Raw genomic sequence first — 22,965 nt, 5'->3', positions numbered from 1 at the left:
CGATGTCCAACGAAGATTTCAAACAGGCAGCCCTCGACTATCACCGGCTCTCGCCGCCCGGCAAGATCAAGGTCACCGCGACCAAGCCGATGTTGACCCAGCGCGATCTGTCGTTGGCGTACTCCCCGGGCGTGGCACACGCCTGCGAGGCGATCATGGCCGACCCGCAGCAGGCCAGTGAACTGACCGCCCGCGGCAATCTTGTCGCCGTGATCTCCAATGGCACCGCCGTGCTGGGCCTGGGCAACATCGGCCCGCTGGCCGGCAAGCCGGTGATGGAAGGCAAGGGCGTGCTGTTCCAGAAGTTCGCCGGCATCGATGTGTTCGACATCGAGATCGATGAGAACGACCCGGACAAGCTGGTCGACATCATCGCCTCGCTGGAACCGACCTTCGGCGGCATCAACCTGGAAGACATCAAGGCGCCGGAATGCTTCATCGTGGAGCGCAAGCTGCGCGAGCGGATGAACATCCCGGTGTTCCATGACGACCAGCACGGCACCGCGATCATCGTCGGCGCGGCCGTGCTCAACGCTATGCTCGTCACCGGCAAGAAGATCGAAGACGTGAAGCTCGCCACCACCGGCATGGGCGCAGCGGGTATCTCCTGCGTCAACATGCTGGTCTCGCTGGGGCTGAAGAAAGAGAACATCCTGGCCTTCGACCGCGACGGCGTGATCCACACCGGCCGCACCGACCTGGACCCGGAGAAGGCGCGTTACGCGCGTGATACCGACAAGCGCACGCTGGCCGAGATCGTCGATGGTGCGGACATCTTCCTGGGCCTGTCGGCCCCGGGTATCCTGACCGCGGACATGGTCAAGACCATGGCCAAGGATCCGGTGATCTTCGCCCTGGCCAACCCGACCCCGGAAATCATGCCGGAAGTGGCCCGTTCGGTCCGCCCGGACGCACTGATCGGTACCGGTCGTTCGGACTACCCGAACCAGATCAACAACGTGCTGTGCTTCCCGTACCTGTTCCGCGGTGCGCTGGACGTCGGTGCGACCGCGATCAACGAAGAAATGAAGATCGCCTGCGTGCACGCGATCGCCGCGATGGCACGCCGCGAGGCCAGCGACCTGGGCTCGGCCTATGGCGACGAGACCCCGAGCTTCGGCCGTGACTACCTGATTCCGCGTCCGTTCGATCGCCGCCTGCTGGTGGAGCTGTCGGCTGCCGTGGCGCAGGCCGCGATGGATTCCGGCGTAGCCACCCGTCCGGTCGCCGACATGGGCGCCTACCGCGAGAAGCTGGCCCAGTTCGTCTACCGCACCAGCCTGATGATGAAGCCGGTCTACGACCGCGCCCGCTCGGACAAGCAGCGCGTGGTGTACGCCGAAGGCGAGGAAGAAGTGGTGCTGCGCGCGGTGCAGAACGTGGTCGATGAAGGCCTGGCGCAGCCGATCCTGATCGGCCGCCCGGACGTGATCGAGGCCCGGGTCGAGCGCCTCGGCCTGCGCATGAAGGCCGGTGTCGATTTCGACATCACCAACATCAACGACGATCCGCGCTTCAACGAGTACTGGCAGTACTACCACAACCTCACCGGCCGTCGCGGTGTGACCGTGGCCGCCGCCAAGAACCTCATGCGCTCGCGCCCGACCCTGATCGCGGCAGTGATGGTGGCGCGTGGCGAAGCCGATGCGATGCTGACCGGCGTGGTCGGCCGCTTCCACAAGAAGCTTGGCTACGTGCGCAGCGTGCTGCCGCTGGAAGCCAAGGTGACCTCCACCTCGGCGATGACCGGCGTGATCAACCAGCAGGGCGTGTTCTTCTTCGTGGATACCCACGTGCAGGAAGACCCGACCGCCGAGCAGATCACCGAAGCGACGCTGCAGGCGGCGTATCGCATGAAGCTGTTCGGCATCGAACCGAAGGTGGCGCTGCTGTCGCACTCCAACTTCGGCAGCCACGACTCCAAGGACGCGCTGAAGATGCGGGCGGTCCGCGAGATGCTGCTCAAGCGCAACCCGCGCTTGAACGTGGATGGCGAAATGCAGGGCGATACCGCATGGGATGAAGCCCTGCGCCAGAAGCTGCTGCCCAACAGCACGCTCAAGGGCCGTGCCAACCTGTTCGTGCTGCCCAACCTGGAAGCGGCCAACATCGCCTACAACCTGGTACGCGTGTTCACCGACGGCGTGGCGATCGGCCCGATCCTGATGGGCGTGGCCAAGCCGGTGCACATCCTGACCACCAGCGCGACCTCGCGCCGCGTGCTCAACATGACCGCCATCGCGGCCGTGGATGCGCAGATCCGCAAGCAGCTTGAGGCGGAGAAGAACGCCTAAAGCGTTCTTTCCACCTCAAGTTGCCAAAACGCGCCCTTCGGGGCGCGTTTTGGTTTCGCGCTGCGAAACGGGTAGCTGCCGACCGTGGGTCGGCAGGCCTCAGTAAAAGGAACGACGCGACGGTCCCTTTTTGCCTTCGCCGTGCGGTCGCTGTGGCACGTGCATCTGCCACACACGCGCCGCACAGACGTCATGGCTCTGCAACCTCCCAAGCGCCCAATACCCCCACGCGGCCCGGCCGTGGTGGCGCTCCGGTGGGGGCGTCGCCACCCTGGGCCCGACCAGCTCCTCCACGATCAGCCACGGGAACAGTGTCATGCGCGATCCACGCACGAAGCGGTATTTCCAGCAGTTGTTCGCGTTGTACGCCGGCTTGGTCGGCGCGCGCTGACCCACGAAAGCCTACCGACCCACCGTCGGTACCTGCATCGCCCCGTGGGCACCGATGGCACCGTGGGCCCCGTGGGCACCGATGGGCACCGATGGGCACCGATGGGACCGATGGGACCGATGGCACCGATGGGACCGATGGCACCGGTAGTGCCGGCCGCTGGCCGGCTCCTCGCAGCCGCCGATCAGGCCCGCGGAGCAATCAGCGTGTCCGCACGTACTGCGCCCACAACCGCGGCAGCGATGTACCGCTGAGCGTTTCCCACAGCGCCGGCGTATAACGGCCCTCACGCAGGGCGCCATCCAGCGCCTTCACCAGCCCGGGGTGCTGCGCCTCGCTCCACGCCAGGAACGCAGCGGTGACCCGGTAGCCGGTATCGAAGTTCTGCTCCGGTTTGACCTGCGTCGGCAATGCCCAGCCCGCCCCGGCGTTGTCCTTGCCGTAGCGGTTGCGCGCGTAATCGGCGATGCCTTCCACCAGCCAGCCCGGCACGCGCGCATTGGCGTACTCCGGGTAGCCCTGCACGATGTGCATCGCCTCATGCGTGACCAGATCGATGTCACCCGGGTGCTTGGCCAGCCAGGCCGGGTTGATCGTGATCGTCGCCGCCTGCGCCTTCTCGCCGACAAAGGCGATGCCGTCGTAAGCCGGGTCGATCACGATGCCGACCTGCGTCGGTGCGGCCGGATGGAAATCGGCGCGCTCGCGCAGATACGCGCCGAAGAAGGTCTCGATGATGCGCTCCCGGACCGGCGCGGCCAGCGCATCGCTGGCGTCGCGGTAGTGCAGGGTCACGTCCTCGCGGGTCTGCGTGGTCTCGAATGCGTGCGCATCGGCGAGCCCGGCGCTGACGAGCAGGGCGGTCAGCAGGCAGCGGGTGATCGGCAGGGCAGTGCTCATCGCGCCGCCGCCGGTGCGAGCAGTTCGACTTCCGCCAGTTGCAGGCGACCCGGTGCACCGATGCGCAGCCGGTACTCGCCGTAGCGGCCCGGCTGGGCGATGCGGAACGGTCGGGTCTGCATCGCCCAGGCGAAGGCTTCGCCGCGGCGCTGGTCGACCTGCACCCAGCGACCACCGGTGGTGCGCGCTTCCAGGGTCCATTCACCGCCGCGGATGGGGCCATTGCCGCTGGTCAGCGTGTACATCGACGGCGTGCCCGCGGCGACGTTGCTGAAGGTGATCGTGCTCGAGCCGCCCAACGGCAGTGCCGTGGCCGCATCGTCATCGATCAGGGCCTCCGCCGCGCGGCCATCGCCGAGCTGGGCGGTGGCCCCACCGCCCAGCAGATCATGCAGCAGGGCCGGCTGCTGGCCGCGCGCGGTGAGCGAGCGCGGTGCATCATCCGGGCCGGTGCCCCAGCGCGAGGGTTCCGGGCCCATGACGAAGTCCAGCGTGGCGCCCTTGGCCAGCAACTCGTGCGGCAGCCAGGTTTTGGTCCACGGCGTGCCGTTGACCTTCAGCGACTGCACGTAGATGTTGCGGTCCGAGTTTTCCGGTGCGTTGACGGTCAGTACCGCGCCGCCCTGCAGCTCGACGCGGGCATGGCGGAACAGCGGCGAGCCGATCACGTACTCCGGTGCACCCATGCGCAGCGGGTAGATGCCCAGCGAGGCGAACAGATACCACGCCGAGGTCTCGCCGTTGTCCTCATCGCCCGGGTAGCCCTGGCCGATCTCGCTGCCCAGGTACAGGCGCGACAGGATTTCGCGCACATGCTGCTGGGTCTTCCACGGCTGCCCGGCATACAGGTACATCCACGGAATGTGGTGCGCCGGCTGGTTGCTGTGCGCGTACATGCCCATGCGCACATCGCGCGCTTCGGTCATTTCATGGATGGTGCCGCCGTAGGAGCCGGAGAACGCGGCGTCGGCGGTCTCCGGCGTGGCGAAGAACGTGTCCAGCTTGGCCGCCAGCTGCGCGCGCCCGCCGTACAGCGCCGCCAGGCCTTCGCCGTCGTGCGCGGCGGTGAAAGCGAACGTCCAGCCGTTGGATTCGGTGTAGTCATGGCCCCACACGCGCGGGTCATAGTCCTTGGCGTCCATGCGCCAGCTACCATCTGGTTTGCGACCCTGGAAGAAGCCTGCGGCGGGATCGAACAACGTGGCGTAGGTGCCCGCACGGTGGCGGAAGTAGTCGGCCTCGGTGGCATAGCGTTCGCGCGCGGCCGGCGTATCGGCCTGCTTGGCCAGCACCTCGGCCATGTTGGCCACGCCGAAATCGTTGAGTGCGCCTTCCATCGTCCACGACATGCCCTCGTGCACATCGGCGGTGGCATAGCCACGGAACGTGGAACGGTCCATGCCCTTGCGCCCGACGTGTCGGTCCGGTGGCACCACGGTCGCGTTCTTCAGCGCGGCAGCGTAGGCCTCCTGCGGGTCGAAGCCACCGATGCCCTTCAGCCACGCATCGGCGAAGGCCACGTCCGAACTGGTGCCCACCATCAGGTCGGCGTAGCCGGGCGAGGACCAGCGCGCGACCCACCCACCGGCGCGGTACTGCTCCAGGAAACCCTGCACCAGCGCGCCGGCATCGTCCTTGGTGAACAGCGCATAGGCCGGCCAGGTGGTGCGGAAGGTATCCCAGAAGCCGTTGTTGACGTACACCTTGCCGTCGCGCACCGGCGCGAAGCTGCGCGTGGCGCTGCCATCGGTGTTCTCATCCGAGGCGCTGGCCTGGCTGGCATAACGCCAGTCCGGTGCCGCCGCGGTGCCGGCGCTTTCATGGCCGGAATTGGGGTAGAGGTAGAGGCGGTACAGGTTGGAGTACAAGGTGGTCTTCTGGTCGTCACTGGCATCGCCCACATCGAAGCGGGCCAGGCGCTGGTCCCACGCCTCCTGCGCACGCGCGGCCACGCGATCCACATCGTCGGCAGCAGCCACTTCCAGGGCGAGGTTATGACGGGCCTGCTCGACAGAGATCAACGAGGTGGCGATGCGCATGGAGACGCGACGGTCGGGACCCGCATCGAACTTGATGTAGCCGGTCGGGCGGCCGGTCTTCACCGTGCCGCTGCTGCGCCACGGGCGGTCGAAACTGGCCACCACATACATGCGGGTGGCGCCGGTGGACAGGCCGCTGCGCGTGTCGGTATAGCCGGAGAGTGTCTGCGTGGCGGCATCCAGCGTCAGCCCGCCGCGCGCGTCGACGTTGTCGAACAGCAGGTTGGCATCACCGCCTGCGGGGAACGCGAAGCGGAACACCGCGGCGTGGTCGGTCGGTGCGATCGAGGCGGCGATGCCGTTGTCGAAGCGCACGTCATAGCGGTACGGGCGGGCCTGCTCATTGTCGCGCGAGAAGCTCAGCGCACGCTTGCTGCGGTCGGCCTCGGGCACGCCACGGGTCGCCGACGGCATCACCTGGAAGGTCTGGCGGTCGCCCATCCACGGGCTGGGCTGGTGGCTCAGCGCCAGCGCCTGCAGGCGGGGCCGGTTGGCCGTATCGTTCTGCTCGTTCCAGCGATACAGCCAGGTCAGTGAGCCGGCGTCGGTCACCGGCGTCCAGAAATTGAAGCCGTGCGGCACGGCGGTGGCCGGGAAATTGTTGCCGCGCGAGAAGGTGCCATTGGCCTGCGTGCCGCGGGTGGTCAGCACCCAGTCGGAGGGACGCTGCGGCGTGCTGCGCGGTTGCGCGTCCAGGCGGACATCGTCGATCCAGCCGGCCACCGGTGCGCCGTCGGCGCTGGCCACCTCCAACTCGAGCGCGACCACGCGACGCCCGCGCAGGGCCGGGGTGTCGCCCAGGCGAACGGCTTTGCGCGCCCACTGCTGCGGGTACAGCGTCTTCGATTCGCCCTGCGCACGCGCACCCAGCGCCACGCCGTGGTGATCACGTGCGGTGCTGGCCGAGACGCGGCTACCGTCGTCGAGCGCCAGATCGAGCGAGACGTAGGTCGAGGCGACGGTGTCCTTGCCGACGATCTCGGGCAGCACCAGCCAGGACAGGGTGGTATCGGCGTCGATGGCCAGGTCGGTCGTGAACAGCTGGCGGCGCGCGTGGCCGCCGGCGCTGGCGTACTGCAGCGCATGCAGGCCGCTGTAGCCGACGCCGGGTTTGGCGGCATAGGGCGCCACCGGCCCGGTGCCGATCCGCACCTGCAGCGCGCCGTCGCCGGCGGCCGGGGCGGGCTGACCCGGCTCGAACGAGGTCTGCAGGCCCTGCGCGGCAGCCGGCAGGGCGATCGAGGCGCAGGCCAGGGCCAGGGCGAGGGGAAGGGCGCGGCGGGCGGGGCGCAGGTCGGACAGGGTCATGCAAGGGTCTCCCGGGAAGTGCAGGCGGCAGGCAGGACCCGCATCGATGGCCACGGCGGACGGCGTCGCCCCAGCCGTCGGCAGACGGCAGGAAAGAGGCGATGCATGTCCGGTGGGGGGCGGGCAGGCGATCGGGTCGATGATCGGTACCCGGACGATCCTGCATCACGACAACTGGCCCTGACAAGTGAAATTAGTTCGATCTAAATCCGGCAAATTCGTTTCAACGCCCATTGTTGACAATGAATTTGGATCGATTTAAAAACACCGGTGGCCGCTACGATGCCGTGATCGGCGCCGCGCCGTGCCCGGCGAGGTGCAGCGGCCTTCGGCGGCCGCCAGATGCTAGAATCGGCGGTCTCGCAACCCCCCTTTGTGTGTCCACGCCATGAGCCATACCGCCACCGCGCCCGCCAATGCCGAGAAGCGTTACACCGTGCACCGCAGCGACCTGCCGCTGAGCTGCCCGACGCCGGAAATGGCGCTGTGGAACTCGCACCCGCGCGTGTACCTGCCGATCGAAGACGAGCCCAACTGCGAGGCCGCGTGCCCGTACTGCGGCGCCGTGTTCGTGCTCGCCGACTGATCCGCGGACCACACTGTGCGCCGACTGACCGTGGTGCAGCTGCTGCCGGCGCTGCACTCCGGCGGGGTCGAACGCTCCACCCTTGAGATCGCCTCCGCCCTGGTTGCCGCCGGCCACCGGGCCATCGTCGTGTCCGCCGGTGGGCGCCTGGTCGAGCCGTTGCTCGCCAGTGGCGCCGAACACCTGACCCTGGATATCGGCCGCAAATCGCTGCTGACGCTGCGCCATGTGCTGACCCTGCGCAACCTGTTCAACGAGGTGGGCGCGGACATCGTGCATGCGCGCTCGCGGCTGCCGGCCTGGCTGGGCCTGTACGCCGTGCGCAATCTTCCGGCGGCGACACGCCCACATTGGGTCACCACCGTGCACGGGCTCAACTCGCCTGGTCGCTACAGCGCGGTGATGACCAGCGGCGAGCGCGTGATCTGCGTGTCCAACAGCGTGCGTGAGTTCGTGCGCGCGCACTACCCCAGTGTGCCGGCCGAGCGCCTGCAGGTGATACCCCGTGGTGTCGATGTCGCGCAGTTCCCGCGCGTGGGCCGGCAGGATCGGCGTGCGCGCCTGGCCGTGGCCGAGCAGCATCCCGCGCTGGTCGGCGAGGCACCGTTGCTGTTGCTGCCTGGCCGTGGCACCCGCCTGAAAGGGCATCGCCACGCGCTGAGCCTGCTGGCAGGACTACATGCCGCCGGCGTGCCGGCCAAGCTGTGGATGCCGGGCACGCGCGAGCCGGGCCGCGAATCCTATGTCGCCGAACTGGACGCCCAGGCGCGCAGCCTGGGTGTGTTCGATGCCGTGCTGATGACCGCGCCGACCTCGCGCATCGCGCAGGCCTATGCGGCCAGTGATCTGGTGCTGCAGCTCTCGGACAAGGCCGAAGCGTTTGGCCGCACCGTGGTCGAAGCGCTGTCGGTGGGCCGCCCCGTGCTGGGCTGGAACCATGGCGGCGTCGGCGAGTTGTTGACTCAGCTGCAACCCTCCGGCGCGGTACCCTTGGGCGACGCCGATGCACTGCTGGCGCGCGCGCAGCAGTTGCTGCTGCAGCCGCCCTCACTGCCGACGCGGATCCCGTTTACCTTGCAGGCCATGCAGCGTGACACGCTCCAGCTCTATACCTCCCTCATCGGCTGAGCCCACCGTCCTTCCCGGTTCGCCGGGCTCCCGTGCGGGCCGCTGGGCGCCGTGGTGGGTGATTGCGTTTGTCGCGTTGTGGCCGCTGCCCGGCATCGCCGAGGGCGTGCTGGTGCTGGGCGCGCTGTACGCGGCGGTGCGCATGGTGCAGCTGCGCCTGCAGGGCAAGCAACGTCTGCTGAGCAGTCCTGCGTGGGCACTGACCAGCATCCTGTTCCTGGGTTACTGGCTGCCGCAGGCATTTTCCGCCTTCGATGCGATCGACCCCGGCACTGCGTGGCGCAAGGCGGCCGCCGGCCTGCGCTATCTGCCGTTCATGTGGCTGGTGGCGATCGCCGTGGCGACTCCGCAGCGGCGCGCGCTGACGCTGGGCGGGCTGGCGGTGATCACCGGGCTGTGGACGGTGGATGCGCTGGCACAGGCGATCGTCGGCAGCAGCCCGCTGTTCTGGTCAATGGATCAGCTCAAGTGGGCGGTCAGCGGCCATGGGTTGTGTTCACCGCAGGAGATGGCGGCGGTGGATCGCCTCAGCGGCGTGCTCGGCCCGTGCAACCTCAAATTCGGCCAGGTGCTGGCCAGCCTCTCGCCGTTCCTGTTGTTCGCCGCCTCACGGCGTGCCGGCATTCTCGGCTGGTCACTGGTGGCCGCCGCAGTGGGAGTCGTGCTGGTCTTGGCCGGTTCGCGCGCGGCGTGGCTGACCTATGCCCTGGTGCTGGTGCTCTCCGGCTGGCGGCTGATCGGCGTGCGCGGGCTGCTGGCCTGCGTTGCGGTCGGCGCGGTGGGGGCGATCGTCCTCACCGTGAGCGTGCCGCAGGTCGGTGACCGGGTCGCGCGCACCGCCATGGCGTGGGAGGGCGAGAACGACGGCGTCAATCAGGCATTGTCCGGCCGCGCCCAGATATGGGCCGCAGCAACCTGCATGATCGAGGCGCATCCGATCAACGGCGTCGGTGCGCGTGGTTTCCGCGACGCTTACCCCGCGTGCAATCCGGACCCGGCCGCCCAGGAAGTGTGGGGCGCCGGCCCAGCACTCCACGCGCACCAGATCGTGCTCGAGATCCTCGCCGAAACCGGCCTCCTCGGCCTGCTGCTGTGGTTGGCGGCCGTGGCCCAGGCGTGGCGCGCGTGGCGTTTTGCACCCCCCGAGGCCCGCGAGCGCGCGCGCCCGGCGATGCTCGCACTGGCGGTGACGGTGTTCCCGCTCAATACCCATCTGGCGTTCTACTCGACCTTCTGGGGCGGCCTCACGCTGCTGCTGGCCGCGCTGTATGCGGGCAGTCTGTTGGCACGCGACGACAGGTAGAGCCACGCCATGCGTGGCTGCTTGTGGCCCGGGCATGGGGACATACCGACGCACACGCGCGCCATCCACCGATGGGCTCCACGCGCCGGTCAACGCACCCTCGTGCGATGGCCAGCCCACGCCTCCAACGCGGCCGATACTCGCATCCAGGGTATTGCTACGCGCTCACCACCACCACGCACGACATGCGCAAGTGGTTCGAGGATCCCCTCAATGCAGAAGTAATCATCGACACGCTGCGTTACATGGATCGTTGCGGGGTCAGTTGCACGTTAGCTTGGGTGGTAATGCCGGACCACGTGCATTGGTTGATCCAACTGCGGCAAGCCACCTTGGCTCGCTGCATGCTGCTGTTCAAATCACGCAGCAGCCGATTGTTGAATGAGCGTCTGCAGCGAACGGGAAAGCTCTGGCAGCACGGGTACTTCGACCACGCCGTGAGAAATGAGCAATCCTTGCGCCGTCAGGCGCTGTACATCCTCGCCAACCCGATACGTGCGGGATTGGCCAGTGCGCTGGGGGAGTACCCGCACGCGTGGTCGCGGTGGCCCATGGAAGCGTAGAGCCGCCTCATGGGTGGCTGCCCGCGGTCTGGCACCATGCAGCGACCCATGGGGTGGCTCTACCGAGGGGGGGCGTGCAGCCACCCATGGGGTCGCTTTACCGGTAGTAATCGCTCCGCCCACCGGGCTGGCGCTTGAAGCGGCGGTGGATCCACAGGTACTGGTCCGGCGCCTCGCGCACCATCGCTTCGATGGCCTGGTTGACGCGGGCGGTATCGGCCTCGACATCCTCGCTGGGGAAATTCTCCAGCGGTGCGCCGATCTTCAGGAAATACTTCCCGCCTTCGCGACGGTGGAAATACGGGATCACCGCACAGCCGGTCATCCGGGCCAGCTGATGGGTGGCGGTGATGGTCGAGGCAGTGTGGCCGAAGAACGGCACGAACACCGTGTCCTTGCCGCGCATGTCCTGGTCCGGGGCATACCAGAGGAAGCCGCCCTTCTTCAGGTGCCGCACGGTGGCGCGGATATCCTCGTTGGCGTACATCGCCTTGGCGTAGCGCAGGCGGCCGAACTTCACCGCCCATTCGTAGACCGGGTTGCGGTGCTTGCGGTACATGCCGGACAGCTCCACGTGGTCGCACAACAGGCGGCCGCACATCTCCAGGGTCATGAAGTGGCCGGAGACCAGCAGCACGCCACGGCCCTGCGCCTGCATGCGGTGCAGGTGCTCCAGCCCTTCGATCTGCACCTGCGGGCGGATGCTGTCGATGCTGCCCCACCAGGCCCGGGCGAATTCAAAGATGCCCACGCCCAGCGCGTCGAAGCTGTCGCGCAGCAGGCGCTGGCGCCAGGCGTCGTCCTTCTCGGGGAAGCACAGCTTCAGGTTGACCTCGGCGGCACGCCGACGGCTGCTGGCCAGCCGGTAGGCGACCGTGCCGACGCCGCGGCCGAGCGCGCGCTGCAGCATCCAGGGCAGGCGGGCGATCGCGAAGGCGACCAGCATGAAAGCGAAGGTCGGCCAGTGGCGCGGATTGCGCAGGGACGGCCGGGTGGCGGTGGAAGCGTTATCGGACATGCCTCGATTCTAATGGATGCGCCCGGATGCGTCCCGGCGCGGCCATCACGGCGGCGCGGCGTGTCTTCCCCGCGCCGCTCCCGTATCCTTTGCGCATGCGTAAAAGTCCTGTCGAATGGATCCTGCGCGGCCTGTACTCGGCCGTGCTGTACCTGCTGTTGCCGATCACCGTGTACCACCTGGTCTGGCGGGGCTTCCGGGTGCGCGAGTACTTCCAGCGCTGGGATGAGCGCTATGCCTCCTATCCGCACTCCAGCGGCCAGCCGCGGGTCTGGCTGCACGCGGTCTCGGTGGGCGAGGTGAATGCCGCCGCGCCGCTGGTGAATGCCCTGCGCGCGCTGCGCCCGGACATCCGCTGGGTGATCACCACCATCACCCCGACCGGCTCCGAACGGGTCCGCGCGCTATGGGGGGATGCGGTCGACCACGTGTACCTGCCCTACGACGTGCCGGGCAGCGTCGGCCGCTTCCTGGGTCACTTCAAGCCCAGCCTGGCGCTGATCCTGGAAACCGAGCTGTGGCCGAACCTGCTGTTCGGTTGCCGCGACCGCCGGATTCCGGTCTACATTCTCAATGCCCGACTGTCGGCGCGCTCGCTGCGTGGCTATCGGCTGCTGCGGCCGCTGATCGGCCGTGCACTGCGCACGGTCACCTGCGTGGCCGCACAGTCGGCCGATGATGCCGAGCGCTTCATCCAGCTCGGGGCGCGCCCGGACCAGGTGCAGCCGCTGGGCAATCTGAAATTCGACATCGCCACGCCGAACGTGCAGGACTTCATCGCGCGCTTCCATGATCTGGTGCCCGCTACGCGCCCGGTCTGGATCGCCGCCAGCACGCACGAGGGCGAAGAGCAGGCCACCCTCGATCTACACCGCCGCCTGCGCGAGGCGATGCCGGGGCTGCTGCTGTTGTGGGCGCCGCGGCATCCCGAGCGGTTCCCGCGGGTGGAAGCGCTGGCCCGCGAGCAGGGCTGGAAGGTCGCGACACGCCGCCAGCAGCAGTGGCCGCAGGCCGATACGGATGTCTTCGTCATCGACACGCTCGGCGAGCTGATGTCGTTCTACGGCTGTGCGCAGGTGGCCTTCGTCGGCGGCAGCCTGCAGGCCATCGGCGGGCACAACCTGTTGGAGCCGGCGGCGATGGGCACGGCCGCCGTCACCGGCCCGCACCTGCACAACTTCGCCGAGATTTCCCGGCGCATGCGCGAAGCCGGTGCGGTGGTGATCGCCGAGGATGCCAACGGTGTCGGCGATGCACTGCTGACCCTGCTTCGCGATCCGCAGGCACGCGAAGACATGGCGCGCGCGGGGTGTGCGCTGGTGAGCAACGGCCGCGGTGCGCTCAAGCGCACCGTGGCCCTGATCGCCCCGCAGTTGCCGCCGCCGGTGGCGTGATCGAGACCGGCCTAGCCGCCATGCGCGGCGACCAGGCCTGCCGATCCATCAGCCCGCGGAGACCAGCAGGTCACCCAGGAAGGCATACGCGAACCCGAAGTAGATGAACACGCCGATCAGGTCCATGACCGAGGTGATCAACGGGGCCGACAGCGTGGCCGGATCCGCCCCGATGCGGCGTGCGGCGAAGGGCAGCAGTGCGCCGATGATGCCGCCCAACGCGGTGCACACCAGCATGCTCGAGCCCACCACCATCAGCACGTCCATGCCCACGCCTTTGCTGAAGTAGGCCAGGATCGCTTCGAGTACGGCGATGGTGATGCCCAGCCCCGCCGCGACCGGCAGTTCGCGCTGGATCACGAACCACACATCGCGCCAGCTCAGTTTCAGTTCCCCCAGCGCCATGCTGCGGATCACCAGCGTGGCTGACTGGCTGCCGGTGTTGCCGCCCATGTCCACGATCGGGGCGATGAAGGCGGCCAGCACGATCACCTGCGACAGCAGCTCCTCCTGCGCGGCGACAAACGTGCTGGTGACGATGCCGAAGCAGGTCAGGATCGCCAGCCAGAACACACGTACCCGGAACATCTGCTTCAGCGGCGTGCTGCGCACATCAAGATCGTTCCCGTTTCCGCTGGCCGTGCCGCCAAAGCGGGCCAGCTGCGAGGCATCCTGTTCCTTCTCGATGTCCATCGCATCGTCCACGGTGACGATGCCGATCATGCGGTCCCCTCCATTGGTCACCGGCAGCGCGAGCAGATCGTAGCGACGGATCAGTTCGGCGGCCTGCAGCTTGGGCCAGTGCGCCTTTGCGGCGACCGGCTGCTCATGCATGATCGAGGCGACCGTGCGGTTCTCGTTGGCCAACACCAGATCACGCAGGGCCACCGTGCCGCGCAGCCGCAGCGTGTGGTCGAGCACGAACAGGATGTTCACCGTCTCGCTGTGCAGCGCAGTGGCGCGGATATGGGCCAGCGCCTGCGCGACGGTCATCTCCGGTGACACCCACACATAATCGGACGTCGTCGCCGAGCCGACCGTGCCTTCGGGATAGGACGCCATCTTGAGGATGTCGTCGCGCTCGACTTTGGTCAGTGCCGGCAGCAGTTTCTGTTTGGCATCATCGCCGAGCCGGTTGTACAGATCGGCGCGGTCATCCGAGGGCATGTGTTCGAACAGCTGCACCACCGCCTCGCGCGGCATCGCGGCCAGCAGCTGATCCTGGCGTATCTCGGTGAAGTGCGCGAACAGCTCGGCGCGTGCCTGCGGGTCGAGCATCATCAGCAAGGGGAGTGTCTTGTCCACGCTCAGCGCATCGAGCGCATCGACCAGGTCGGAGGGATGCGTGGCCGAGGCGATGCTGACAAAGCCGGCCGTGTCGAGGGAAAGCGAGAGGGTGCGGATCGAGAACAGGAGGTCTTCGCGGTTCATGGTGGTTCTCCAGCAAAAAGCAGCGCAGCGCGCTGAGGTACACAAGGCCGACGCGCGGGCAGGGCTCGAGCGGGGCAGGTATCGGTGGGTGCATGGGCCGTGTGCGGAGGTGCACGCGGTCCGGTCGGTCGGTGCCGTCAGTCGGCACGCAGGGCGTTACGGTGCAGAGGCCAGATTGAAGCCGAGCGTGATCCAGTGGCCATCGCGCTGGTGATGCACACGACCGGCCAGCAGATCCACGCTGGCGCCGCGCCAGAGTTCGTGGCGGACGCCGAATTGACTGCTGCGCTGGCGTGTGACGTCACGCGCGGTTTCGGCCAGCAGCGACCAGTGTGGGGCGGTGACGATTTCCAGGCCGATGCCCTCGGTGCGGCCGCGTGCGCCGGCCGTGCGGGCCCAGCCCAGGTTGAGGTGCAGCAGCGTGCGATCGCTTGCGCCAAGGGCGAGGGTCAGGGGCGCGTTGATGCCCCAGTCATCGCCACGCAGGTGACGCCAGTCGCTGCCGACGCCCGCACTGAGCGCCAGGCCCCAACGGCGCTGGTCGATGTCGCGCAGCACGCGCTTGGCACCCAGCGCCCATTGCGTGGACGAAGCAGCATGTTGATGGCTCACGCCGAGCGACCACTCGGTATCGGCGAAGGTGCAGGCCGGCACGGCGGTCCACTCCGCCCCGGCATCGGTATGGCGGCCCCAGCTTTCCAGCTGGCAGCGACCGGCATCGGTGATCGAGGCGTCATCCACCATCAGGCTGGCGGCGGCGCGGGTGTCGAACGGAAGCATCGCCACGGCCACGAGCGGCAGGGCGAACACACGGAAAACGTGCATGGGCAATCTCCAGGCAAACGGAAACGCCAGCGGCACCCTTCTTGGGGTCGGTGGAACGGCGATACGGATGATGCGAGGCGGGCGAGCGTGTCAGCTGCGCCGGTGGGCCCCGTCCTGTGCGGACGGAACCGACCTTGGGGTCAGTGGGTCCGTCGGCTCAGGAGCAGCAACGAGATCGACTATGACTGTCCAAGGAGGGGGCCTCTGGAGGGAAAGGGAAGGTGGTGCGGGGCGGACCATAGTCGGCCCATGCCGAGGGGTCAAGCCATTTTCAACGACACGTACCGGACTGTGGACCGGTTCACGGTGGAGAGTGTGCGCGGGTAGGCATTGCGCGATGAAATCGCCACGGCAGTGATCGCGTGTGTGACGCGCGCGAGGTGTCGGAATCAACCCCGTGCACGCATAAAAAAACCACCCGCATGCGGGTGGTTTTTTGTCACGCGCTGCGCCGTCGATCAGTTGACGGTGGTGCTCGGCGTGGCCGCTTTCTGGGTCAGCAGGCGGTTGATGTCCTGCAGTTCGGCGATGTCCAGCGTGCCGACCGCCTGGCCCAGCTGCAGGCGGTTCTGCAGGAAGGTGTAGCGGGCGTTAGCGTAGTCCAGCTGCGCGGAGAACAGGATGCGCTGGTTCTGGATCACGTCCAGCACGGTACGCGTGCCGACTTCCAGGCCGACCTGCGAAGCGTCATAGGCGCTCTGTGCCGACACGACCGCCAGGCGACGCGCTTCCACTTCGCTGATGCCCGCCACCAGGGTCTGGTAGGCATTGCGGGTGTTGCGGTCCAGGGCACGCTTCTGCTGCTCGTAACCGTCCTGGGCGATATCACGCTGGGCCAGGGCCTGGCGCACGCCGGACTGGGTGGCGCCGCCGGAGAAGATCGGCACGTTCAAGGTCAGGCCGACGCTGTTGGTGCGGCGGTCCGGGCTGAAGCTGCTGCCGCCGTCGCCGACCACATCACCCCAGCTGGCCGACTTGCCGGCGGTGGCACCCAGCGACAGGGTCGGGTAGTGCGCGCCGCGGGCGGCCGAGACGCCGGATTCGGCAGCGTTGACCTTCAGTTCCTGCGCCTTCAGCGCCGGGTTCTGCGCAACGGCCTCGTTCACCAGCGTATCGATGGTGGCGTACTTGGCCGGCAGCTCCGGACGGAAATCGGCCGGCAGGGCGCGCAGGTCGGTGACCGGCTGGCCGGTCAGTTCGGTCAGCGCCTGGTAGGCGTCGGCCAAGGTGTTCTGCGCGATGATCGTGTTGGCGCGCGCCTGGTCGTACTGGGCGCGGGCTTCGTGCACGTCGGTGATCGGCGCCAGGCCCACTTCCAGGCGCTTGTCGGCGAAGTCGAACTGCTTCTTGGCAGCGGCTTCGTTGGTCTGCGCGGCCGACAGCGATTCAATGCCCACCAGCACGTTGAAGTACGCCGCCGAGGTGCGCACGATCAGGTCGTCGTTGGCCGAATCGAGGGTGAAATCCGCTGCGCGGCTCAGTTCGCGCTGCGAACGCAGGTTGGCGAATTGGGTGAAGTTGAAGACGGTCTGGCTGCCGTTGATCGTGTAGTTCCGGCTCTTGGTGGTGAACGAGCTGGAGGTCAGATCATGGTTCGGGTTGGTGCGGCTGCGGTTGAGCGAGGCCTCGCCGTTGAGCTGCGGCAGCAGGGCGGCACGCGCCTGCACAGCGCCTTCCTTGTCGTACAGACGGGTCGACTCGGCAGCCGACAGCTGCGGATCGCCGTTGCGCGCCATTTCGTAGACCTGCAGCAGGTCGGCGGCAGAGGCGGTCATCGGCAGCAGGGCGGCGGCCAGCGCAAAGGCGAGGGATCGGCGGATCATTGCGGCTTCCTTGGACTCAGAGTTGGAACTGGGGTGCCGGGGCGGCACCGCGCAGGTAGTCGATATCGGTTTCGAACAGCGATTCAGTGGTGCCGTCCGCCTTGACCAGCACCGCTTCCATGACCGGCGACCGGCCACGGATAACAAACAGTCGACCGCCGGGACGCAGCCACTGGGCGAAACGTGACGGGATGACATCCACCGCGCCGGTGACGCAGATCGCATCGAAGCGGCGCTCGGTGTCCCAGGTCAGGGCGTCGGCGGTTTCGATGCGGACGTTGTTGCCCAGGCCGGCAGCGTCCAGACGCGCGCGCGCGGTGGTGGCCAGGTCGGCATCGATTTCCAGGCTCAGGACTTCGCGGGCCAGTTCGCCCATGCAGGCGCTCAGGTAGCCGCTGCCGGTGCCGATTTCCAGGACTTCATCGCCCGGCTGCAGATCCAGCGCCTGCAGCGTGCGGCCTTCGATGACCGGCTTCATCATCTTCTGGCCGTTGCCCAGCGGCAGCTCGATATCGGCGTAAGCCAGGGCCCGGTGCGATTCAGCGACGAACGCCTCCCGCGGCAAGCGTGCCAGTACATCGAGCACGCGGATTTCCAGCACATCCCAGGGGCGGATCTGCTGTTCAACCATCAGTTCGCGGGCGTGGGAGTAATCGATCGTCATGAGGTTCTATATCCAGCGCAGTGGGCCGGCCATTTTACCGGTGCCGGGAGCCGGCGGCGCGCTGAAAGCATCGCTGCCGTCGCGCCGGGGTCGCAGTGCCGGAAGTCACCGCGACCTCCGGTCCATTCAGTTTAGTGCCGCCGGGCATACGCCCGCAGGAAAAAGTCGACGCTGGCGCACACGTGGGCGTCGGCATCGCACTCGGCCGGGGCCGGCCGCAACCCGCACATCATATGCGTATGCAGCTCGCCCTTGATCAAGGTCAGGAACTGGAGGGCGGCGGTCTGGCAGTCGGTGATCTCCAGTTCGCCGCGGGCGGTGCGGGCGCGCAGGAAGTCAGCGAGCGCGTCGGTGGTCCGCTGCGGGCCGGCCAGCCAGAACATCTCGCGAATCCGGTCATCGGTATCCGGGGACATCATCACCCGCTGCACCGCGACGGCCGCATCGGAGGTGATCAGGCTGAAGAAGGCGTGGCCGATGCCCATCAGCTGGTCGCGCAGCGGGCCTTCGATGTCGGTGACGAACAGCTCGTCCGGCAGCATCTCGACGCACTTGGATTGCACAGCTTCGGTGAACAGGGTTTCTTTGTCGCCGAAATGGCTGTAAACGGTCAGCTTCGAGACGCCTGCCTGGGCGGCGATGCTGTCCATGCTCACACCGTTGTAGCCCTGGTCGACAAACAGCGATTTGGCGGCGTCCAGAATGGCCGCGCGCTTGCCCAGATCCTTCGGGCGCCCCGGTCCGGCGGCCTTGGCAGGCGGCTTGGAGGGCGATGTAGAGGGGGTGGCATCAGTCATCCAAACAATACTAGACCAATCGGTTCGATATTTATACTATACCGGCTGGTTCAATATTGAAGCGGTTGGGACAGTGTGTCTCCAGCGGCTTTTTCCGGGTTACTTTTCAGGTCCAGGACCTCATGAACAACATGCGATGGATGGGTGGTGGGTTGCTGGCGATCGTGCTGGCAGCATGTGGCAAGCAGGATGCCGAGCCGGTCGCGCGGATGCCGGTGCTGGTGGTCCACGCCGGCACCGTGGCCGGCCAGGAAGTGGCTGCCTATCCCGGTGAGATCCGGGCCCGCGAGGAAAGCCCGCTGTCGTTCCGCGTCGGGGGCAACCTGATCAAGCGCCACGTCGATGCCGGCCAGCGCGTGCGCAAAGGCCAGCTGCTGGCCGAGCTGGACGCCGCCGACTACGCCTCCCAGGCCAGTGCGTCGCAGGCGCAGCTCGCTGCCGCCGAAGCCGACCTGGTCCGCGCCCGCGATGACCAGAAGCGCTACGCCACCTTGGCCGAGCAGCAGTTGGTGAGCCAGTCCGCGCTGGACAGCCAGACCGCTGCCTTCAAGGCTGCGCAGGGTCAGGCCAATGCCGCCCGCGCCAATCTGGCCGTGGCCCGCAACCAGGCCCAGTATGCGCAGCTGCGTGCGCCGGCCGATGGCGTGATCGCCAGCCGCCAGGCCGAAGCTGGGCAGGTGGTCAGCGCCGGGCAGACCGTGTTCACCCTGGCCGCGGATGGCGGCCGCGAAGTCGTGATCGCGCTGCCGGAAAGCAACATCCGCGATTACCAGGTGGGCCAGCCGGTGCAGGTGGAACTGTGGAACCGCCCGGGCCAGCTGTTGGCGGGCACGATCCGTGAAATCGCCCCGGCCGCCGATGCCCAGGGGCGTACCTATGCCACCCGCGTCAGCCTGGCCCCGGAAGCCCTGACCGAAGTCGAGCTGGGCCAGAGCGCGCGCGTGTTCGCCGCGGCCGGTCGCCAGGGCACGCTCCAGTTGCCGCTGGGCGCGGTGCAGCGCGGGGCCGATGGGCGCAGCAGCGTGTGGGTGGTCGATCCGGCCAAGCGCACGTTGAAAGCCACGCCGGTGACGGTCGGGGCGTATGGCGTCGACTCCGTTCCGGTGCTGAGCGGGGTGAGCGCGAACGACTGGGTGGTGGCTGCCGGCGGCCATCTGCTGCGCGAGGGCCAGCCGGTGACCGCGGTGGATCGTCAGAACCGCCCGGTGCAGGCACCGGCCGCCAAGCCTGCCGCGCCTGCTGTTGGCAAGGGGAACTGATCCCGTGCGCCGCTTCAACCTCTCCGAATGGGCGCTGGGCAACCGGCCACTGGTGCTGTTTGCGATGCTCGCCTTCGCGATCATCGGCGCGTGGTCGTACAAGCACCTGGGCCAGTCCGAAGATCCACCGTTCACCTTCAAGGTGATGGTGGTGCGCACGAACTGGCCCGGCGCGACCGCCGAACAGGTCTCACGCCAGGTCACCGAGCCGATCGAGAAGGCACTGCTGAACACCGGGCAGTACGAGTTCATCCGCTCCTACTCACGCCCGGGCGAATCGCAGGTGATCTTCGTGGCGCGCGACAGCCTGCGCTCCAAGGCGATTCCCGACCTGTGGTACCAGGTGCGCAAGCGCGTGGGCGACATCAAGCCGACGCTGCCGCGCGAAATCGTCGGCCCGTTCTTCAACGACGAATTCGGCGACACCTTCGGCAACATCTACGCGTTGACCGGGCAGGGCTTCGATTACGCGGTGATGCGCGACTACGCCGACCGCATCCAGCTGGAACTGCAGCGCGTGCCGGATGTGGGCAAGATCGAGCTGGAAGGCCTGCAGGACGAGAAGGTCTGGATCGAGCTGTCCAACACCAAGCTGGCCACGCTGGGCGTGTCGCTGCAGCAGGTGCAGCAGGCATTGGCCGACCAGAATGCCATTGCCGCGACCAGCTTCTTTGAAACCCCGACCGACCGGGTGCAGCTGCGCGTCACCGGCCAGTTCAAGCGCGTGGAGGACATCCGCAGCTTCCCGATCCAGGCTGGCGACCGTACCGTGCACCTGGGCGATATCGCCGAGATCAAACGTGGTTTTGCCGATCCGGCGTCGCCGAAGATGCGCTTCATGGGCGAAGACGCCATCGGCATCGCGGTGGCAATGAAAGACGGCGGCGACATCCTCAAGCTGGGCAGTACGCTGGATGCCGAGTTCGAGCGACTGCAGAAGACGCTGCCGGCCGGCATGCAGCTGCGCAAGGTCTCCGACCAGCCGCATGCGGTGGAAGAGTCCGTCGGCGAGTTCGTGCAGGTGCTGACCGAAGCGGTGGTGATCGTGCTGCTGGTGAGCTTCTTCTCGCTTGGCCTGCGCACCGGCCTGGTGGTGGGCGTGACGATTCCGCTGGTGCTGGCGATGACCTTCTTCGTCATGCATTACTTCGGCATCGGCCTGCACAAGATTTCCCTGGGCGCGCTGGTGCTGGCGCTGGGCCTGCTGGTGGACGATGCGATCATCGCGGTGGAGATGATGGCCACCAAGATGGAGCAGGGCTACGACCGCCTGCGCGCGGCCAGCTTCGCGTGGGAGTCGACCGCCTTCCCGATGCTGACCGGTACGCTGATCACGGCGGCCGGCTTCCTGCCGATCGCCACGGCCGCCTCCAGCACCGGCGAATACACCCGCTCGCTGTTCCAGGTGGTGACCATCGCGCTGGTGGTGTCGTGGATCGCCGCCGTGCTGTTCATCCCGTACCTGGGCGACAAGATGTTGCCGGACCTGTTCAACCCGCAGCCGCCCAAGCCGGACAGCCTGGCCGGGCGCTGGCATGCCCGCCGCCTGCAGTGGGCCGACCGCCATCCCGCGTTCGCGCGCTGGATCGCGCCGAAGGTGCATGCGCACGACCATGATCCGTACCAGCGTCCGTTCTACGTGCGCTTCCGCAGGTTCCTCGATGTGTGCCTGCGCCATCGCTGGTGGGTGATCGCCGCCACGGCCGCGCTATTCGTGTTCTCGCTGCTGATCTTCCGCTTCGTGCCCCAGCAGTTCTTCCCGGATTCGACCCGCCCGGAACTGATGGTGGACATCGAACTGGCCGAGGGGGCCTCGTTGCAGGCCACCCAGGCCCAGGCGACCAAGCTGGAAACGCTGCTCAAGGACCGTGAGGGCATCAGCAACTTTGTGGCCTACGTGGGTACCGGCTCGCCGCGCTTCTACCTGCCTTTGGACCAGCAGCTGCCGGCCACCAACTTCTCGCAGTTCGTGGTGCTGACTGAGAATGCAACCGCACGTGAGGCGACCCGCGACTGGTTGCTCAAGGACGTGATTCCGCAGTTCCCGGACGTGCAGATGCGCGTGACCCGCCTGGAGAACGGCCCGCCGGTGGGCTACCCGGTGCAGATGCGCATCTCCGGCGAGCATATCGAGCAGGTGCAGGCCATCGCACGGCAGGTGGAAGCCAAGGTGCGCGCAAACCCGCACGTGATGAACGTCAACCTGGATTGGAGCGAGCCGAGCAAAGTGGTGCGGCTGGTGATCGACCAGGATCGTGCACGCGCACTGGGTGTGAGCAGCGCGCAGGTGAGCCAGCTGCTGGGCACCTCGTTGTCGGGCATGAGCGTGAGCACCTACCGGGAAGGCAACCGCCTGATCGAGATGCTGCTGCGTGGCCCGGACAACGAACGTGTGCGGCTGGACATGCTGGGCAGCCTGGCCATTCCGACCGCCAGCGGCACCTCGGTGACGCTGTCGCAGGTGGCGCGCCTGGAGTACGTGTTCGAGGACGGCATCATCTGGCACCGCAACCGCCTGCCGACGGTGACCGTGCGCGCCGACATTGCCGACGCGAAACAGCCGCTGGACGTGGTGCAGCAGATCCTGCCGACGCTGGAGGGGATCCGTGCCGAGCTGCCGTCCGGCTACCTGCTTGAAACCGGCGGTACGGTGGAGGATTCCACCCGTGGCCAGGATTCGATCAAGGCCGGCATGCCGCTGTTCCTGATCGTGGTGGCGACCTTGCTGATGTTGCAGCTGCGCAGCTTCTCGCGTGCGGCCATGGTGCTGGTCACCGCGCCGCTGGGCATCATCGGCGCCACGCTGTTCCTGCTGCTGTTCCGCGCGCCGTTCGGCTTCGTGGCACTGCTGGGTACCATCGCGCTGGCCGGCATGATCATGCGCAACTCGGTGATCCTGATCGACCAGATCCAGCAGGACATCGATGCCGGTCACGACCGCTGGCACGCCATCATCGACGCCACCGTGCGCCGCTTCCGCCCGATCGTGCTGACCGCGCTGGCCGCGGTGCTGGCGATGATTCCGCTGTCGCGCAGTGCGTTCTACGGTTCGATGGCGATCTCGATCATGGGCGGCCTGATCGTCGGTACCGTGCTGACCCTGGTGTTCCTGCCGGCACTGTATGCGGCGTGGTTCCGGGTGAAGCCGGACGAGGCCAAGACCAGCGAAGGCTGAGGGACGATGAAGCAGGCCGGTGGCCGGCTTCATCGTTTGAGTGCGACGCAAAGGCCTGTCGCCTTCG

Annotated in this window: 16 protein-coding genes; 8 read left to right on the top strand and 8 right to left on the bottom strand. The window is 67.4% G+C overall.

Going from position 1 to position 22,965, the window contains the following annotated elements:
* Positions 1 to 2 precede the first annotated feature (2 nt).
* Positions 3 to 2,294 (top strand): NADP-dependent malic enzyme, encoded by a 2,292-nt coding sequence (locus tag ABE546_RS13985; RefSeq protein WP_121039652.1) that lies wholly within the window; start codon positions 3 to 5, stop codon positions 2,292 to 2,294.
* Positions 2,295 to 2,886: 592 nt separating this feature from the next.
* On the opposite strand, the gene ABE546_RS13980 is transcribed toward ABE546_RS13985, so the two are convergent.
* Both ABE546_RS13980 and ABE546_RS13975 read right to left on the bottom strand, forming a co-directional pair.
* Positions 2,887 to 3,585: a basic secretory protein-like protein gene (locus tag ABE546_RS13980; protein WP_313209140.1), complete on the bottom strand. Its 699-nt coding sequence runs from the start codon at positions 3,583 to 3,585 to the stop codon at positions 2,887 to 2,889.
* Positions 3,582 to 6,932 carry a GH92 family glycosyl hydrolase gene (locus tag ABE546_RS13975; RefSeq protein ID WP_346464139.1) on the bottom strand — a complete coding sequence of 1,117 codons (3,351 nt, stop codon included), beginning with the start codon at positions 6,930 to 6,932 and terminating at the stop codon, positions 3,582 to 3,584. Before ABE546_RS13975 ends, ABE546_RS13980 begins: the two co-directional genes overlap by 4 nt.
* 388 nt (positions 6,933 to 7,320) lie before the next feature.
* On the opposite strand from ABE546_RS13975, the gene ABE546_RS13970 reads away from it, so the two are divergent.
* From ABE546_RS13970 to ABE546_RS13955, 4 genes are all read left to right on the top strand, one after another.
* Positions 7,321 to 7,518 carry a zinc-finger domain-containing protein gene (locus ABE546_RS13970; RefSeq protein ID WP_019183790.1) on the top strand — a complete coding sequence of 66 codons (198 nt, stop codon included), beginning with the start codon at positions 7,321 to 7,323 and terminating at the stop codon, positions 7,516 to 7,518.
* 15 nt (positions 7,519 to 7,533) lie between these two features.
* Positions 7,534 to 8,646, top strand: coding sequence for a glycosyltransferase (locus ABE546_RS13965; protein WP_313219632.1), 1,113 nt, complete (start codon positions 7,534 to 7,536; stop codon positions 8,644 to 8,646).
* Positions 8,647 to 8,704: 58 nt separating this feature from the next.
* On the top strand, positions 8,705 to 9,949 hold the full coding sequence (locus ABE546_RS13960) for an O-antigen ligase family protein (protein WP_346464137.1): 1,245 nt from the start codon (positions 8,705 to 8,707) through the stop codon (positions 9,947 to 9,949).
* A 107-nt stretch (positions 9,950 to 10,056) separates the two neighbouring features.
* Complete coding sequence (locus ABE546_RS13955) at positions 10,057 to 10,512, top strand: transposase (RefSeq protein ID WP_313209144.1); 456 nt, start codon at positions 10,057 to 10,059, stop codon at positions 10,510 to 10,512.
* A gap of 97 nt (positions 10,513 to 10,609) precedes the next feature.
* Here the strand turns inward: ABE546_RS13955 and ABE546_RS13950 are convergent, their stop codons facing one another.
* On the bottom strand, positions 10,610 to 11,530 hold the full coding sequence (locus ABE546_RS13950; protein ID WP_313209145.1) for an LpxL/LpxP family Kdo(2)-lipid IV(A) lauroyl/palmitoleoyl acyltransferase: 921 nt from the start codon (positions 11,528 to 11,530) through the stop codon (positions 10,610 to 10,612).
* Positions 11,531 to 11,625: 95 nt separating this feature from the next.
* Here ABE546_RS13950 and waaA point away from each other — a divergent pair, with 95 nt between their 5' ends.
* Positions 11,626 to 12,924 (top strand): lipid IV(A) 3-deoxy-D-manno-octulosonic acid transferase, encoded by a 1,299-nt coding sequence (gene waaA, locus ABE546_RS13945; protein WP_313209146.1) that lies wholly within the window; start codon positions 11,626 to 11,628, stop codon positions 12,922 to 12,924.
* A gap of 48 nt (positions 12,925 to 12,972) precedes the next feature.
* Here waaA and mgtE read toward each other — a convergent pair whose 3' ends face one another.
* From mgtE to ABE546_RS13920, 5 genes are all read right to left on the bottom strand, one after another.
* Positions 12,973 to 14,355, bottom strand: a complete 1,383-nt coding sequence (gene mgtE / locus ABE546_RS13940; RefSeq protein ID WP_346464135.1) for a magnesium transporter — start codon at positions 14,353 to 14,355, stop codon at positions 12,973 to 12,975.
* Positions 14,356 to 14,511: 156 nt separating this feature from the next.
* Entirely contained in the window at positions 14,512 to 15,180 is a 669-nt protein-coding gene (locus ABE546_RS13935) for a hypothetical protein (RefSeq protein ID WP_313209148.1), read from the bottom strand.
* Positions 15,181 to 15,638: 458 nt separating this feature from the next.
* Positions 15,639 to 17,003 (bottom strand): TolC family outer membrane protein, encoded by a 1,365-nt coding sequence (locus ABE546_RS13930; protein ID WP_121039628.1) that lies wholly within the window; start codon positions 17,001 to 17,003, stop codon positions 15,639 to 15,641.
* A 16-nt stretch (positions 17,004 to 17,019) separates the two neighbouring features.
* Positions 17,020 to 17,667 (bottom strand): protein-L-isoaspartate O-methyltransferase, encoded by a 648-nt coding sequence (locus ABE546_RS13925; RefSeq protein WP_313209149.1) that lies wholly within the window; start codon positions 17,665 to 17,667, stop codon positions 17,020 to 17,022.
* A 131-nt stretch (positions 17,668 to 17,798) separates the two neighbouring features.
* Positions 17,799 to 18,464, bottom strand: coding sequence for a TetR/AcrR family transcriptional regulator (locus tag ABE546_RS13920; RefSeq protein WP_346464132.1), 666 nt, complete (start codon positions 18,462 to 18,464; stop codon positions 17,799 to 17,801).
* 122 nt (positions 18,465 to 18,586) lie between these two features.
* Here ABE546_RS13920 and ABE546_RS13915 point away from each other — a divergent pair, with 122 nt between their 5' ends.
* Together ABE546_RS13915 and ABE546_RS13910 are read left to right on the top strand one after the other, a co-directional pair.
* Positions 18,587 to 19,723, top strand: a complete 1,137-nt coding sequence (locus tag ABE546_RS13915) for an efflux RND transporter periplasmic adaptor subunit (protein ID WP_346464130.1) — start codon at positions 18,587 to 18,589, stop codon at positions 19,721 to 19,723.
* 4 nt (positions 19,724 to 19,727) lie between these two features.
* The gene (locus tag ABE546_RS13910) at positions 19,728 to 22,898 is read left to right on the top strand and encodes an efflux RND transporter permease subunit (RefSeq protein WP_313209152.1); all 3,171 of its coding nucleotides are present in this window, start codon (positions 19,728 to 19,730) and stop codon (positions 22,896 to 22,898) included.
* The last annotated feature ends 67 nt before the right edge of the window (positions 22,899 to 22,965 follow it).

The organism is Stenotrophomonas sp. TWI377 (genome assembly GCF_039674525.1).
Taxonomy (GTDB): Bacteria; Pseudomonadota; Gammaproteobacteria; order Xanthomonadales; family Xanthomonadaceae; genus Stenotrophomonas.
Note: the sequence above shows the minus strand (reverse complement) of the source record. Positions and strands in the feature narration are given on the sequence as shown.

Coding starts and splice junctions, on each gene's coding strand:
- ABE546_RS13935 (WP_313209148.1), bottom strand. CDS start 15,180: ATGCACGTTTTCCGTGTGTTCGCCCTGCCGCTCGTGGCCGTGGCGATG.
- ABE546_RS13980 (WP_313209140.1), bottom strand. CDS start 3,585: ATGAGCACTGCCCTGCCGATCACCCGCTGCCTGCTGACCGCCCTGCTC.
- ABE546_RS13970 (WP_019183790.1), top strand. CDS start 7,321: ATGAGCCATACCGCCACCGCGCCCGCCAATGCCGAGAAGCGTTACACC.
- mgtE (WP_346464135.1), bottom strand. CDS start 14,355: ATGAACCGCGAAGACCTCCTGTTCTCGATCCGCACCCTCTCGCTTTCC.
- ABE546_RS13915 (WP_346464130.1), top strand. CDS start 18,587: ATGAACAACATGCGATGGATGGGTGGTGGGTTGCTGGCGATCGTGCTG.
- ABE546_RS13955 (WP_313209144.1), top strand. CDS start 10,057: ATGGCCAGCCCACGCCTCCAACGCGGCCGATACTCGCATCCAGGGTAT.
- ABE546_RS13930 (WP_121039628.1), bottom strand. CDS start 17,003: ATGATCCGCCGATCCCTCGCCTTTGCGCTGGCCGCCGCCCTGCTGCCG.
- ABE546_RS13985 (WP_121039652.1), top strand. CDS start 3: ATGTCCAACGAAGATTTCAAACAGGCAGCCCTCGACTATCACCGGCTC.
- ABE546_RS13975 (WP_346464139.1), bottom strand. CDS start 6,932: ATGACCCTGTCCGACCTGCGCCCCGCCCGCCGCGCCCTTCCCCTCGCC.
- ABE546_RS13950 (WP_313209145.1), bottom strand. CDS start 11,530: ATGTCCGATAACGCTTCCACCGCCACCCGGCCGTCCCTGCGCAATCCG.
- waaA (WP_313209146.1), top strand. CDS start 11,626: ATGCGTAAAAGTCCTGTCGAATGGATCCTGCGCGGCCTGTACTCGGCC.
- ABE546_RS13920 (WP_346464132.1), bottom strand. CDS start 18,464: ATGACTGATGCCACCCCCTCTACATCGCCCTCCAAGCCGCCTGCCAAG.
- ABE546_RS13925 (WP_313209149.1), bottom strand. CDS start 17,667: ATGACGATCGATTACTCCCACGCCCGCGAACTGATGGTTGAACAGCAG.